Below are 13,898 nucleotides of genomic sequence, written 5' to 3'. Positions count from 1 at the left end.
TCTAGGAGCCCGCCCGTGCGGCCTTCAACCGGCCGGGGCAGCGGCCAGCGCAGGCAGCAGCAACTGCAGCAGCGCGGCCGTTTCCTGCTGCATGGTGGCGATGGCCTTGCGGTCGCCGGCCAGGTGGCGCAGCAGGGCCTGCTGGAACACACCGTCCAGCGCGGCATAGGCCAGCGCCGGGCTGGGCAGCGGCCCTTGCGTGCCGGCGAGTGCAGCCAGCCGCGCCACCACGTTCCAAACCATCTTCTCCAGGCTCTTGTCGATCTTGGCCACATCGGCACGGAATGCCGCTTCGAACATGGCCTGCGCACGCAGGTCATACCACAGGCGGTGCAGCATGGCCTCGTCGCGCAGCGTGTCGCCCAGCGTGGCGAGGAACGCCTGTTGCAGCGCAGCGGCGTTCTGCGCGTCTTTGACGATGGCGTCGTAGCGCGTGACGCAGCGCGCCTTGTACTGGCGCACGCTGCACAGGATCAGGTCGGTCTTGTCCTGGAAGTAGTAGTGCAGCACGCCATGCGAGAAGGCAGAGTTCTGGGCGATCTCGCGCAGGCTGGTGCGCGCGTAGCCGAGCGCGGCCAGCGTCTGCAATGTGGCCTCGCCGAGCTCGGCGCGGCGCAGCTCGAACTTCTCCAGCGGAACCTTGGATGTGCGCATGGCGCGGAAAGATAGCACAGCGCTGCGGGTGAAAACCCCATGTTCTTGACACTTGTCCAGTTTTATTCTGACAACTGTCAAGACAACAGAAGGAGACATGCAATGACGAGCGACATCCTGCAGGGCCGCCGCGCCCTGGTCACCGGAGGCGCCCAGGGCCTGGGCGCTGGCATGGCGCAGGCCCTGGCCCGCGCCGGCGCGGCCGTGATGGTGGGCGACCTGCGCGAGGCGCAAGGCCGCGACATGGCGGGCAGCCTGCGCGCGGCCGGTGGCCAGGCCAGCTTCGTGCGCATGGACGTGACGCAGGAGGCCGACTGGGCACGCGCCACCGAAGCCACCATCGCCGAACTGGGCGGCTTCGACATCCTCGTCAACAACGCCGGCATCGAGATCACGGCGCTGGTCAGCGAGGTCGAGGCCGACAGCCTGCGTCGCATGTTCGACGTCAACGTGGTCGGCACGCTGCTGGGCATGAAGCACGCGTTCCGCGCCATGCGGCCCGGCGGCGCGGCAGGCAAAGGTGGCGCCATCGTCAACATCTCCTCCGTCGCCGCAACCATCGCGTTTCCGGCGATCGCAGGCTACTCGGCGACCAAGTCGGCCGTGGACCGCGCCACGCGCGTAGCGGCCATGGAGTCGGGCAAGCTCGGCTACGGCGTGCGCGTGAACTGCGTCTACCCAGGCCTGGTGCCGACCGAGATGGGCCTGCAGCTGGCCGCCGACGTGGTCGCCGCAGGCCTGTTCGCCTCGCCCGAGGAAGCCGTGGGCAGCATCGTCGGCCAGACACCGCTGGGCCGCCTGGGCGAGGTGGCCCACATGGCCGATGCCGTGGTGTTCCTGTGCTCGGACGCGGCCCGTTTCATCACCGGTGCCGGCCTGCCCGTCGACGGCGGCATGGGCATGTGAGCCCCTGGAGAGCAGAACATGAGCAACAAGAAACCCGTCGTTGTCTACGGTGCCTCCGGCTACACCGGCCGCCTGGTCTGCGAGTACCTGCGCGAGTACGGCATCCCCTTCATCGCCGCCGGCCGCAGCCAGGAGAAGCTCGAAGAGGCCATGCGCGCCCACGTGCCCGGCATCGAGACCGCCGACCACGAGGTGGTGCAGGTCGAGCACAGCACCGACGCTCTGACCGCGCTGTTCAAGGGTGCCTCGGTGGTGCTGAACACCGTCGGCCCATTCGCCAAGTTCGGCCACGAAGTCGTGCAGGCCTGCCTGGCCGCCGGCTGCCACTACACCGACACCACCGGCGAGCAGGACTGGCTCATCACCCTCGACCAGGAATACGGCGCGCGCTTCGCCAAGGCCGGCCTGCTGCTCTCGCCGGGCCTGGCGCAGATGTACACCACGGGCGAGATCGCGGCCCAGCTGTGCCTGGAGACGCCAGGCCTGGACACGCTGGACATCGCCGTGTTCTGGGGCGGCAGCCCGACCATCGCGTCCACGCAGACCATCCTGGTCAACGCGGCCACGAGCAAGGCCTTCCACCTGCAGGGCAAGCAGTACGTGGAGTGGCAGCCCGATGCCGGCCTGTACCAGTTGGCGATCCCGGGCCAGCACGAGATGGCGCTGGCCCTGCCCTGGGGCGGCACCTCGCACCCCGTGTGGTTCAAGCGCGACCCGCGCGTGGCCAACGTCAAGGTGCTGGGCGGCGTGTTCAACAAGCCGCTGATGCTGGGCGTGCCCAAGATCGTCGAGGCCGCGCTCAAGGCCACCGAGGGCATGAACGAAGCGGACCGCTACGCGGCCTTGTCGCAGACCGCCGCCAGCGTCATGAACACCATGCCGCCGCGCGAGAACCCGCGCATCAACAAGTCGGTCGACTCGGTGCACGCCTCCGGCCCGCTGGGCCGCGCGCACTGCGTGATCTACGGCAACTGCAACTACAAGCAAACCGGACTGCTACAGGCCTTCGCGGCCAACTGGCTGCTGCAGCAGCCGCCGCTGCGCGCGGGCTTTGCTTCGGGCTGCCAGGCCTTCGGCCACCACGCGCTGCTGGGCGCGCTGCGGCACTTCGGCCTGGTGCAGGCACCGGTGCTCACGGTCCACGTCTGAGCCATGCGGCTGATCGACTACCTCGACAAGGGCGCACAGCTGGGCGCCGACGCACCCTGCTTCACCATGGGCGAGCGGGACCTGTCCTACGCCCAGGTGCAGGCGCTGAGCCACCGCGTGGGCCACGGCCTGGTGCGCGCCGGCGTGGCGCCCGGCGAGAAGGTGGCCGTGCTGTCGTCGAACGATGCCACGGCCTTCGGCTGCGTGTTCGGCATCTCGCGCGCGGCGGCCGTCTGGTGCCCCGTCAACCCGCGCAACGAGATCGCCGAGACCCGCTTCGTGCTGCAGGCCTTCGACTGCGTGGCCCTGCTGTTCCACAGTGCCTACGCAGCCATGGTGCAGGCCATGCGCGCGGAGCTGCCCGGGCTCAAGGCGCTGGTCTGCATCGACCGGCGGCTGGACTTCGCGCCGGCACTGGCCGACTGGCTGGACGGCGTGCCGGACGGGCCGCTGCAGGTGACGCCGGTGGACGACCTGGTGATGCTGCCCGGCACCGGCGGCACCACGGGCCAACCCAAAGGGGTGATGCTCTCGGGCCGCAACCTGGAGGCCATGACGGCGCTCACGCTGATGGGCTACCCCTTCGAGGGCCGGCCGACCTACCTGGCGCTGGCACCGCTCACGCACGCGGCCGGTGTGCTGTGCCTGCCCATGCTGGCGTTGGGCGGGCGCATCGTGATCATGGGCAAGCCGGACCTGGACGACTTCCTGGCGCTGATCGAGCGCCACGGCGTGACCCACACCTTCCTGCCGCCCACGCTGATCTACATGCTGCTGCTGCACCCGCGGCTGGCCCAGGCGCGGCTGGATTCGCTGCAGTGCTTCTGGTATGGCGCCGCGCCCATGGCCACGGCCCGGCTGGAAGAGGCGTTGCGGCGCATCGGCCCCGTGATGGCCCAGCTGTTCGGCCAGACCGAGGCGCCGATGATGGTCTCGATGATGGCGCCGCGCGAACACTTCCACGCCGACGGCTCCATCGCCACCGAGCGCCTGGCTTCGGCCGGCCGGCCAGGGCCGCTGGTGCAGGTGGCCATCATGGACGAGGCCGGCCAGTTGCTCTCCACGGGCGAGACCGGCGAGATCGTGGTGCGCGGCTCGCTGGTCATGCTGGGCTACTACAAGAACCCCGAGGCCACGCTGGACGCCGGCCGCCACGGCTGGCACCACACGGGCGACATCGGCCGGCTCTCCGAAGACGGGTACCTCTACATCGTCGACCGCGCCAAGGACATGATCATCAGCGGCGGCTTCAACGTCTACTCGGCCGAGGTCGAGCAGGCGCTGCTGCAGCACCCGGCCATCCAGGACAGCGCCGTCGTCGGCCTGCCCGACGACAAATGGGGCGAGCGCGTGGTCGCCGTGCTGCAGCTGGCGCCCGGCCAGACGCTGGCACCCGAGGAGGCCCAGGCCTTCGTCAAGGCCCGGCTGGGCAGCGTGAAAGCGCCCAAGCAGGTCGAGGTCTGGCCGGAACTGCCGCGCTCCAAGGTCGGCAAGGTGCTCAAGAAAGAAGTCCGGGCAACGCTGCTGGCGCACCGGGCCGGTTAGCGCGGCGGGCTATGCTGCCCGCATGGACAGCATCCCCCTCATCGACATCGGCCCGCTGACGCACCGCGACGCTGCCGTGCGCCTGGCCGCCGCCCAGGCCATCGGCCTCGCCTGCCGCGAGACGGGCTTCTTCGCCGTCACGGGCCATGGCGTACCCGCCGCCTGTACCACGGGAGTGTTCGCCGCAGCGCACGCCGTCTTCGCGCTGCCGGCGCAGGACAAGCGCGCCCTGGCCATCGCCCGCCATGGCCACAACCGTGGCTATGTGGGCCTGGGTGTGGAAGCGCTGGACGAGGCCACCGCGCCCGACCTCAAGGAGGCCTACAACCTGGTCTGGACCGACGAGGCCACGCGCCCGCCCAACATCTGGCCGCCCATCGACGGCTGGCGGGCGCAGGCGCAGGCCTACTTCGATGCCGCACTGGCGGTGGGCCGGCGGCTGCATCGCGCGTTCGCGCTGGACCTGGGCCTGGCCGAGGACTTCTTCGACGACAAGCTGGACCGCCCGCAGGCCACGCTGCGCCTGCTGCACTACCCGGCCCACTTTGCAGCCGACGCGCCGGCCGGCCGGGCCGGGGCCGGCGCCCACACCGACTACGGCAACGTGACGCTGCTGGCCACCGATGGCGTGGCCGGGCTGCAGGTGCAACGGCGTGGCGGTGGCTGGACCGACGTGCCGGCGTTGCCGGGCGCCTTCGTCTGCAACATCGGCGATTGCCTGATGCGCTGGTCCAACGACGTCTATGTGTCCACCCCGCACCGCGTGCTGCCGCCGGCGCGCGCGCGTTACTCGGTGGCCTTCTTCCTGGACCCGAACCCGGACGCGCTGGTCAGCGCGATCCCCGGCTGTGTGCCGGCCGGCGAGGCGCCGCGCCACGCACCCGTGACGGCCGGCGAATACCTGCGCCAGCGCCTGGCCGCCACCTACGGCTGAATCACTTCTTGACTGGGATCTCGATGTTGACCTGCCGCACGCCGGCCGGCGGCTGCGGGAAGCTGCTCAGCGCGGCGTCGAACATGGGCGCGAGCAGGTCCGGGTCGTTCGGCCAGCGCGATTCGTGCACGGCCCGCGTTTCGTAGACCACCTGCTGGTTGGACAGGTCGCGGATCACCACGCTGACCTGGCGCTGGACATAGCTGCGGTCCCACATGTCGTTGCGGTAGCTCCAGTACGGCCCCCAGCCATAGAAGCCGGCGCCACCGGCCCAGCGCCGGCCGTAGTACGGACCCCAGGGTCCGAAACGGCTGTAGACCCAGGGATCGACCAGCTGGGTGGTGCTCACCACGTCGCTGCCGATCAGCACGCTGTAGCGCGCCGCGGCGTCGTTGCGCACCCAGCCGGCCTTGGCCAGCGCGGGCTCAGCCGCGGCCTCCAGCTGGGCCTGCGCGCCCGAGGCCGACTGCTGCGAGGGCAGGCGCTCGAAGCGGTAGGTGGCCGGCTGGGGCACCGTGCGCAGTTCGGAAAAGGTCTGCACCTGGTTGTCGACCACGTAGCTTGTGGCGCAGCCGGACAGCAGCACCGTGGCCGCCACGGCCACCGCCAGGGTCATTCGCGTCTGGATTCGCACAGGGACTCGCATGTCAATGCCTCCTCGACGCACCGTCCCCGCTCAGAGCCGGACGACCTGCAGCAGCGGTGCGACGGGCGGCGCGATGTCTTCCGCGTCGAACGCCTTGTCGCCGGAGGGGTCGGGCACGCCCGTGGTCTTCAGACCCTTGAAGTCGTAGCGGGTTCCGTCCATCAGGTGCGAGGGCACGACGTTCTGTAACGCCGTGAACATGTTCTCCACCCGGCCCGGGTACTTCTTTTCCCACTCCTGCAGCATGGCGGCCACCTGCTTGCGCTGGGCGTTCTCCTGGCTGCCGCACAGCGTGCACGGGATGATGGGGAATTGCCGGTGCGCGGCCCAGCGCACGAGGTCGCGCTCGGGCACGTAGGCCAGCGGACGGATCACGATGTGGCGGCCGTCGTCGCTGACCAGCTTGGCCGGCATGCCCTTCAACTTGGCGCCGAAGAACATGTTGAGGAACAGCGTCTGCAGGATGTCGTCGCGGTGGTGGCCCAGCGCGATCTTGGTCGCGCCCAGTTCGTCGGCCACGCGGTACAGGATGCCGCGGCGCAGCCGGCTGCACAGGCCGCAGGTGGTCTTGCCCTCGGGGATCACGCGCTTGACGATGCTGTAGGTGTCCTGCTCCTCGATGTGGAAGGGCACGCCCTGGCTCTTCAGGTACTCGGGCAGCACGTGCTCGGGGAAGCCGGGTTGCTTCTGGTCGAGGTTCACGGCCACGATGTCGAACGAGATCGGGGCCCGCGCGCGCAGCTTGAGCAGGATGTCCAGCATGGCGTAGCTGTCCTTGCCGCCGGACATGCAGACCATGACCTTGTCGCCCTCCTCGACCATGTTGTAGTCGACGATGGCCTGGCCCATCAGGCGGCACAGGCGCTTCTCCAGCTTGTGGGTTTCGCGCTCGATCTTGGGCTGCGCGGCGGGCGCGGCTTCGGTGGCGGGTTCTTCGGCGGTCCAGACGGCGTTCATAGGGCTTCCTGCGGGCAAGGGCGGGATTTTCCGTCAAGCCGGCCCTGGCCCGCCGCGCAGGGCCTTTTCGCTCACCACTGCCCGGCTTCGACCCGGATCGCCACTTCGCAGTCGTCGAAGATCTCCAGCTTGGCGATCTTCACGCGCACGCCCAGCACGCCGGGCAGCAGCATGAGGCGCTGGGCCAGCTTGCCGATCAGGCTTTCCAGCAGGTTCACATGCTCGGCCGTGCACTCGTCGATGACGATCTGGCGCACCTTGCGGTAGTCCAGCACATGGGTGATGTCGTCGTCGCGCGGGCGCAGCGGCTGGGTGCCCAGGTTGAGCTCGGCGTCCACCAGGATGGGCTGGGGCGCGGTCTTCTCGGAGTCGAGGATGCCCAGGTTGGCGTCGAAGCGCAGCCCGCTCAGGTGCAGGGTCTGGGTGCCGGCGGCGTTGATCGTCATGTTGGTGTTCCCATCATCGAGAAGTCGCGGTCGAACTTCATGAGGTGCTGGCCGCCATCGACGAGCAGCGTGGTACCGGTCAGAGACTGGTTCTCGAGCGCGAAGCGCACGGCGCCGGCCACATCCTCGGGCGTGGACGAGCGGCCCAGCGGCGACAGTCGGTGCGCGGCGGCGAAAGCCTCGTCGCTGAGCAGGTGGCTGGTCAGCGTGAGCCCGGGCGCCACGCCGACCACGCGCAGCAGCGGCGCCAGCGCCTGGGCCAGCAAGGTGTTGGCGGCCTCCAGCGCGGCCTTGGACAGCGTGTAGCTCAGGAAATCGGGGTTGGGGTTCCAGAGCTTCTGGTCCAGCAGGTTGACCACCGCACCGCTGCGCGGGCCGGCGCCGCGCGCCGTCAGCAGCCGGTGCAGCACCTGGGCCAGCACGATGGGTGCGCCGGTGTTGCTGCGCCAGTGCCGCTCCATGGCGGCGTAGCCGAAGTCCTCAGCGCCGTCGTGCTCGAACAGCGAGGCGTTGTTGACCACGGCCGTGACAGGCCCCAGCGCGGCCTCCACCGCGGGCAGCAGCGCGCGCGTGGCGGCCTCGTCGGCCAGGTCGCAGGCGAAGGCGGCATGGCGGGCAGGGCCCGCGGCGGCGCAGTCCGCCACGGTCTGCAGCGCCTCGGCCTCGGACGCGCGGTAGTGCACCGCCACCTGCCAGCCGGCAGCGGCCAGGTCGAGCGCGATGGCACGGCCCAGCCGCCGGCCGGCACCGGTGACCAGCACGGTGCGTCCGGCGGCGACGGGGGTCTGGGTCATTGGGGGAGAATCCACGGGTGCACGACAACGAGACCGCGCATCCTAATGGAAGCCCCTCCGCGCGGGAGGGAAGCCCCGCATTGCGGGCCCACATCGCCCAAGCCATCGACCAGGCGGGTGGCTGGCTGCCCTTCGACCGCTTCATGGCGCTGGCGCTCTATGCGCCCGGCTTGGGCTACTACGCCAATGCCGGCCGCAAGTTCGGCGCCATGCCCGAGGGCGGCAGCGACTTTGTGACCGCGCCTGAACTCTCGCCGCTGTTCGGCCAGGCCCTGGCCCAGCAGGTGGCCGACATGCTGGAGCGCACCGGCACCGACGAGGTGTGGGAATTCGGCGCCGGCACCGGCGCGCTGGCCGCGCAGCTACTGGAACACCTGGGCCCGCGCGTGCGCCGCTACACCATCGTCGACCTCTCGGCCGAGCTGCGCGCGCGCCAGCAGGCGCGCCTGGCCGCGCATGCCGACCAGCTGCACTGGGCCGACGCGCTGCCCGCGCAGATCGACGGCGTGCTGGTCGGCAACGAGGTGCTGGACGCCATGCCGGTGCAGCTGCTGCACCGGGTGGCCGGCCAGTGGCACGAGCGCGGCGTGGTGCTGCAAGGCGCCGCGCTGGCCTGGCAGGACCGCCCCACGGCCCTGCGCCCGCCCGTCGAGATCCCCGGCCCGCACGACTACCTGACCGAGGTCCACCCGCAGGGCCAGGCCTTCGTGCGCACGCTGGCCGGCCATGTGCGCCGCGGCGCGGCGCTGCTGATCGACTACGGCTTTCCCGAGGCCGAGTACTACCACCCGCAGCGCAGCGCCGGCACGCTGATGTGCCACCAGGGCCACCGCGCCGACGCCGACCCGCTCGCGCACCTGGGCGCCAAGGACATCACGGCCCATGTGGACTTCACGGGCATCGCCGTGGCCGCGCAGGACGCCGGCTGGGACGTGCTGGGCTACACCAGCCAGGCCCGTTTCCTGATCAACTGCGGCCTGCCCGCGCTGATGGAGGCGGCACCGATCCCGCAGCGCGCGATGGCGCACCGGCTCATCGCCGAGCACGAGATGGGCGAGTTGTTCAAGGTGCTGGCCCTGTCCAGGGGCGTCGAACCCTGGGACGCGCCCGGCTTCGCGCGGGGCGACCGCAGCCACACGCTCTGAAGCCATGCTGCGCTGGCTGCTCGTCGTCTTCCTCGCCCTGCTGCTGATCAACTGGCTGCAACCCTTCCTGGCCAAGCTGGGTTTCGGGAAACTTCCGGGCGATCTGCGCTTCCGACTGTTCGGGCGCGAATGGTTCGTGCCGCTGACCAGCACCATCCTGCTGAGCACCGTCGTCAGCCTGATTTCCAAGATCCTCTGAGACAAGACCTGCCCATGAAAGCCTGCATCGACATCGGCGGCACCAAGGTGGCCGTGGGCCTGGCGCCCGCCGGCGCCAAGCCGGAGATCCTCGCGCGCCAGAGCGAACCCACTGCCAAGACCGGCACGCCGCTGGCGCTGTCCGAGCAGATCCTGCGCCTCGTCGACGCGGCCTGCACCCAGGCCGGTGTCGATCCGGACCAGGTGCAGTCGGCCGGCGTGTCCTCGGCCGGCCCCTTCGTCAAGCAGGGTGGCCGCATCGAACTGGCCACGCCCAACATCTGCGGCGGCCTAGCCGGCCCCGCGCGCGGCCTGCCCAACGACTGGATGAGCGTGCCCGTGGAGGCTCCGCTGGCCGCGCGCTTCGCCCGATTGCGCGTGGAGAACGACTGCGTCGCCGCGCTGGAGGCCGAGCGCCGCTGGGGCGCGCTGCAAGGCGTGAACGACTGCGCCTACGTGACCTGGAGCACCGGCATCGGCGTGGGCCTGTGCGTGGACGGCCGCGTGCTGCGCGGCAAGAACGGCAATGCCGGCCATGCCGGCCACAGCTTCGTCATCGAAGACCAAGAGGCCCTGTGCGGCTGCGGCAACCGCGGCGACGTGGAGTCGCTGGTGGCCGGCAATGCCATTGCCCGCCGCTTCGGCCACGACGCTGCCCATTGGCTGGGCCGCGCCAGTGCCGGCGAAGCCGCAGCGCAGGAAACGGTGGACGGCCTGTGCCGCATATTGGGCCGCATGCTCTACAACCTCGTCGCCACACTGGACCTGCAGTGCATCAGCCTGGGTGGCAGCGTGTTCTGGCACCACCGCGCGTATTTGCTGCCCCGATTGCAGGCCGAAGTCCAGGCGCATTTTCCAGCTCTCACGCAAGGGGTAATCCTGGCACCGGCTGGATTGCAGGACCGTGTGGGAGATTATGCGGCGCTGGCCCTGGCGCCTGACTGAGGAAGGGTGACGTACGCATAATCCCCAACACCGGGCCGAGAAATTCAGTTTCTGCAGCGAATGGATTTATCCCTATAATCCGCCCGCCTGCCAATAGTTCGGCAGGATTTATGGACGGAAAACGATGACCACCTACAAGGAACTGCTGCAGCAGCGCGAAAGCCTCGAAAAGCAGATCGAGGAAGCCAGGCAGCGTGAAAATCAGGCCGCGATCGACAAGGTGCGCGCCCTGGTCGCCGAATTCGCATTGACGCCCGACGACGTCTTTGGCCGCAAGAGCGGCAAAAGCAGCACCGCCGGCCAGAAGGTCGCGCCCAAGTACCGCGACAAGAGCACCGGCGCCACCTGGACCGGCCGCGGCAAGCCGCCGAAGTGGATCGAAGGCAAGAACCGCGAAGAGTACCTGATCAACTGACCACCATCGGGCCGCGGCGCAGGCCTTTGCGCCCGGCCGCGATAATGGCTCGGCGGGCCGCCTCAGGCCCGCGCCAGATATTCTTCCAGAGCCGCCAGGCGCGCCTTCTGGATTCGGGCACCGATTTCCGGCCCCTTGCGCCCCTCGGCCAAGGCCTCGCGGGAGATTCTGTCGGTCGCCACCGCCAGAACCGATTGCATGCATTGCCGCAGGCGCTCCCGCTGCGGATAGGGACGGTTCTCCAGGCCAGCCCGGCCACGCGCGTCGCATTCACAGGCCAGCAGGGCTTGCTCGAATCGCGCGGGCTTGCGAATCGCGTCGCAACGCTCCAGTAGCCGCATCACGGCAACCGCGCCCAATTCAGCGCTGCGGTGGATATTGCCGTGCTCGCGCGCGACCACATCGGCCAGATCGCGGCATTCGGTCGGAACGCGCAGCCTTTCGGCCAGGCGCCGCAGCAACTGGGCGCTGCGCTGCTCATGGCCGTGGTGGCGCGGCAACAGATCGGCCGGCGTGGTGGCCTTGCCCAGGTCATGGCACAGGCAGGCGAAACGCACGGGCAGGGGTGCGGCCAGCGCGGCCGCCATGTCCAGCACGAGCATCAGGTGCACGCCGGTGTCGACCTCGGGGTGGTGCTCGGCGCGCTGCGGCACGCCCCAGAGCGCGTCGACCTCGGGCAGCAGGCGGGCCAGCGCACCACAGCCGCGCAGCACCTCGAACATGCGCGAGGGCCGGCGCTCCATGAGGCCGCGCGCGAGTTCCTGCCAGACCCGCTCGGACACCAGCGCATCGACCTCACCGTCCACCACCATCTCGCGCATCAGCGCCTGGGTGGCCGGCGCCACCGTGAAATCGGCGAAGCGGGCCGCGAAGCGCGCCAGCCGCAGGATGCGCACCGGGTCTTCGCGAAAAGCGTCCGAGACATGGCGCAGCACCTGGCCCTGCAGGTCGGCCGCGCCGCCGAAGGGGTCGACCAGGCCGTCCAGCCCCTGCGCGTCGGCCGGCTGGGCCATGGCATTGATGGTGAGGTCGCGGCGTGCGAGATCCTGCTCCAGCGTGACGTCGGGCGCGGCGTGGAAGGCGAAGCCGTGGTAGCCGCGCGCGGTCTTGCGCTCGGTGCGGGCCAGCGCGTACTCCTCGCGCGTCTGCGGATGCAGGAACACCGGGAAGTCCTTGCCAACGGGCAGGTAGCCGGCGTCCAGCATCTGCTGCGGCGAGGCGCCCACCACCACCCAGTCGTGGTCGTGCACGGGCCAGCCCATCAGCGCGTCGCGCACGGCACCGCCCACCTTGTAGATCTGCATCGAACGAGTGTAGGGGGCCGCAGGACGTACAGTAGCGGCCGCTTCGCAGACCGCTTTCCATGACCGCCCCCCTCCTGATCCTCAAGGCCGGCGCCACCTTCCCCGCCCTGGCCCAGACGCTGGGCGATTTCGACGACTGGATCCGTGCCGGCCTCGATGCGCCCGGGCTCGGCATCCGCGTGGTCGACGCACGCCACGGTGAACTACCGGTACCGCAGGGCCTGGCCGGCGTGGTCATCACCGGCTCGCACGCCATGGTGAGCGAGCGCGAACCCTGGAGCGAGGCGGCCGCCTCCTGGCTGCGCGGCGCCGTGCAAGCCGGCCTGCCGGTGCTGGGCATCTGCTACGGCCACCAGCTGCTGGCGCACAGCCTGGGCGGCGAGGTCGGCTACCACCCGGGCGGTATCGAGGTCGGCACGGTGTCCGTGCAGTTGCAACCGGCTGCCGGCAGCGATCCCGTGCTGGGCGACCTGCCGCCGGTGTTCGCGGCCCAGGTCGTGCACCGCCAATCGGTGCAGCAGCTGCCGGACGGGGCCGTGCGGCTGGCGGCCAATGCCTTCGAGCCGAACCAGGCTTTCCGCGTCGGGCCAGCGGCCTGGGGCGTGCAGTTCCATCCCGAATTCAGCGCCCAGGCCATGCGCGCCTATGTCGAGCGGCTCGGCCCCGAGCTGCGCGAGGAAGGGCATGACCCGGCCGCACTGGTGGCCGGCGTCGCGGACACACCGGCCGCCGCGCGCGTGCTGCGCAACTTCGCGCGCCACGTGCAAGCGGCCTAAGCCAGCGCCTCCAGGAAGCCCAGTAGCCGGCATTCGGCCGCGGTGAGGCCGGCCTTGCGCCGCGGCGGTGCCTCCAGGCAGGGCGGTACCGCTGCGTCCTGCAGCAGCAGCGCCAGCACGGCTGGGTGCACATAGGCCTTGCGGCACACGGCCACGGTGTTGCCCAGCCGCGCCGCCACTTCGGCCAGCACCGCCTTGGCGGCCATGCGCCGGGCGGCCACCGAGCTGTCCGGCGCGCAGGGCCGGGCGCGCGCGAGGGCCAGCGCATGCACGCTGGCATGCCAGGTGCGAAAGTCCTTGGCCGTGAAGTCGCCGCCGCTGGCCCGGCGCAGGTAGGCATTGACGCCGTCGGAGTCGATGACGTGGCGCTCGCCCGCATCGTCCAGGTACTGGAACAGCTCCTGGCCCGGCAATTCCTGGCAGCGCCGCACCACGCGGGCGACGCGCGCGTCGTCCAGCGCCACGGCGTGCTCCACGCCGCTCTTGCCCTTGAAGCGCAGCCGCACGGCGCTGCCGCGCACCTGGGCATGGCGCGCGCGCAGCGTGGTCAGGCCGTAGGAGCCGTTCTCGCGCGCATAGACATCGTTGCCCACGCGGGCGAGCGTGGTGTCCAGCAGCCGCACCACGGTGGCCAGCACGCAGTCGCGCTGCAGCGGCCCGGGCAGCGCGAGGTCGCGCCGCACGGCGGCGCGGATGCGTGGCAGCACGCTGGCGAATTCCTGCAGCCGCGCGTACTTGCCGGCGTCCTGCGCGAGATGCCAGTCGACGTGGTAGCGGTACTGCTTGCGGCCGCGCGCGTCGCGGCCGGTGGCCTGCAGGTGGCCGTTGGCACGCGTGCAGATCCAGACCTGGGTGTACGCCGGCGGAATGGCGAGCGCGCGGATGCGCTGCAGCGCCGCGGGGTCGGCCAGCGGCGTGCCATCGGGCCGCCGGTAGCTGAAGCCCTTGCCGCTGCGCCGACGCGTGATGCCGGGCAGGCCGTCATGCACATAGACGAGGCCTGGGGGCACGTCGACAGCAGCAGGGGTAGGGGTGGCGGTGCGCATCGGTGGGGATGCTGCGCAACACGCGGGCGCCTGCGTGT

The 13,898-nt window shown here is 70.4% G+C and carries 16 protein-coding genes; 9 read left to right on the top strand and 7 right to left on the bottom strand.

Annotation, left to right across the window (positions count from 1 at the left end; translation table 11 throughout):
* Positions 1-24: 24 nt before the first annotated feature.
* Complete coding sequence (locus tag ASF45_RS15310; protein ID WP_056663985.1) at positions 25-654, bottom strand: TetR/AcrR family transcriptional regulator; 630 nt, start codon at positions 652-654, stop codon at positions 25-27.
* Between the two features lie 102 nt (positions 655-756).
* Between ASF45_RS15310 and ASF45_RS15305 the strand changes: the two genes are divergently transcribed.
* From ASF45_RS15305 to ASF45_RS15290, 4 genes are read left to right on the top strand one after another with little or no spacing between them, the layout of a single operon-like run.
* On the top strand, positions 757-1,560 hold the full coding sequence (locus ASF45_RS15305) for an SDR family NAD(P)-dependent oxidoreductase (protein WP_056663983.1): 804 nt from the start codon (positions 757-759) through the stop codon (positions 1,558-1,560).
* A gap of 18 nt (positions 1,561-1,578) precedes the next feature.
* Positions 1,579-2,709 (top strand): DUF5938 domain-containing protein, encoded by a 1,131-nt coding sequence (locus ASF45_RS15300; RefSeq protein WP_056663980.1) that lies wholly within the window; start codon positions 1,579-1,581, stop codon positions 2,707-2,709.
* 3 nt (positions 2,710-2,712) lie between these two features.
* Positions 2,713-4,254 carry an AMP-binding protein gene (locus tag ASF45_RS15295; RefSeq protein WP_056663978.1) on the top strand — a complete coding sequence of 514 codons (1,542 nt, stop codon included), beginning with the start codon at positions 2,713-2,715 and terminating at the stop codon, positions 4,252-4,254.
* A gap of 22 nt (positions 4,255-4,276) precedes the next feature.
* On the top strand, positions 4,277-5,188 hold the full coding sequence (locus ASF45_RS15290) for an isopenicillin N synthase family oxygenase (protein WP_056663975.1): 912 nt from the start codon (positions 4,277-4,279) through the stop codon (positions 5,186-5,188).
* Between the two features lies 1 nt (position 5,189).
* Here ASF45_RS15290 and ASF45_RS15285 read toward each other — a convergent pair whose 3' ends face one another.
* The 4 genes from ASF45_RS15285 to ASF45_RS15270 form a co-directional block, all read right to left on the bottom strand.
* Positions 5,190-5,834 (bottom strand): DUF4136 domain-containing protein, encoded by a 645-nt coding sequence (locus ASF45_RS15285; protein WP_156473019.1) that lies wholly within the window; start codon positions 5,832-5,834, stop codon positions 5,190-5,192.
* Positions 5,835-5,864: 30 nt separating this feature from the next.
* The gene (ttcA, locus tag ASF45_RS15280) at positions 5,865-6,791 is read right to left on the bottom strand and encodes a tRNA 2-thiocytidine(32) synthetase TtcA (RefSeq protein WP_056663970.1); all 927 of its coding nucleotides are present in this window, start codon (positions 6,789-6,791) and stop codon (positions 5,865-5,867) included.
* A 71-nt stretch (positions 6,792-6,862) separates the two neighbouring features.
* Complete coding sequence (locus tag ASF45_RS15275; protein WP_056663965.1) at positions 6,863-7,237, bottom strand: dihydroneopterin aldolase; 375 nt, start codon at positions 7,235-7,237, stop codon at positions 6,863-6,865.
* Positions 7,234-8,031, bottom strand: coding sequence for an SDR family oxidoreductase (locus ASF45_RS15270; protein WP_056663962.1), 798 nt, complete (start codon positions 8,029-8,031; stop codon positions 7,234-7,236). Before ASF45_RS15270 ends, ASF45_RS15275 begins: the two co-directional genes overlap by 4 nt.
* A gap of 17 nt (positions 8,032-8,048) precedes the next feature.
* Here ASF45_RS15270 and ASF45_RS15265 point away from each other — a divergent pair, with 17 nt between their 5' ends.
* The 4 genes from ASF45_RS15265 (at position 8,049) to ASF45_RS15250 (ending at position 10,734) form a co-directional block, all read left to right on the top strand.
* Complete coding sequence (locus ASF45_RS15265; protein ID WP_056663959.1) at positions 8,049-9,176, top strand: class I SAM-dependent methyltransferase; 1,128 nt, start codon at positions 8,049-8,051, stop codon at positions 9,174-9,176.
* Positions 9,177-9,180: 4 nt separating this feature from the next.
* A complete protein-coding gene (locus tag ASF45_RS15260; protein WP_056663956.1) occupies positions 9,181-9,375 on the top strand; it encodes a DUF2905 domain-containing protein in 195 nt (64 codons plus the stop codon).
* A gap of 14 nt (positions 9,376-9,389) precedes the next feature.
* Positions 9,390-10,319 carry an ROK family protein gene (locus tag ASF45_RS15255; protein ID WP_056663952.1) on the top strand — a complete coding sequence of 310 codons (930 nt, stop codon included), beginning with the start codon at positions 9,390-9,392 and terminating at the stop codon, positions 10,317-10,319.
* A gap of 124 nt (positions 10,320-10,443) precedes the next feature.
* On the top strand, positions 10,444-10,734 hold the full coding sequence (locus tag ASF45_RS15250) for an H-NS family nucleoid-associated regulatory protein (protein WP_056663951.1): 291 nt from the start codon (positions 10,444-10,446) through the stop codon (positions 10,732-10,734).
* Between the two features lie 62 nt (positions 10,735-10,796).
* Here ASF45_RS15250 and ASF45_RS15245 read toward each other — a convergent pair whose 3' ends face one another.
* Positions 10,797-12,038: a multifunctional CCA addition/repair protein gene (locus ASF45_RS15245; protein WP_056663948.1), complete on the bottom strand. Its 1,242-nt coding sequence runs from the start codon at positions 12,036-12,038 to the stop codon at positions 10,797-10,799.
* A gap of 59 nt (positions 12,039-12,097) precedes the next feature.
* On the opposite strand from ASF45_RS15245, the gene ASF45_RS15240 reads away from it, so the two are divergent.
* Positions 12,098-12,814 carry a glutamine amidotransferase gene (locus ASF45_RS15240; protein WP_056663941.1) on the top strand — a complete coding sequence of 239 codons (717 nt, stop codon included), beginning with the start codon at positions 12,098-12,100 and terminating at the stop codon, positions 12,812-12,814.
* On the opposite strand, the gene ASF45_RS15235 is transcribed toward ASF45_RS15240, so the two are convergent.
* Positions 12,811-13,860 carry a DNA topoisomerase IB gene (locus ASF45_RS15235; RefSeq protein ID WP_056663938.1) on the bottom strand — a complete coding sequence of 350 codons (1,050 nt, stop codon included), beginning with the start codon at positions 13,858-13,860 and terminating at the stop codon, positions 12,811-12,813. The genes ASF45_RS15240 and ASF45_RS15235 overlap by 4 nt on opposite strands.
* Positions 13,861-13,898 lie beyond the last annotated feature (38 nt).

Origin of the sequence: Pseudorhodoferax sp. Leaf265 (assembly GCF_001422365.1) — a bacterium.
GTDB lineage: Bacteria > Pseudomonadota > Gammaproteobacteria > Burkholderiales > Burkholderiaceae_C > Pseudorhodoferax.
The sequence above is the reverse complement of the archived record's forward strand: the minus strand, read 5'-3'. Positions and strand labels throughout refer to the sequence as shown.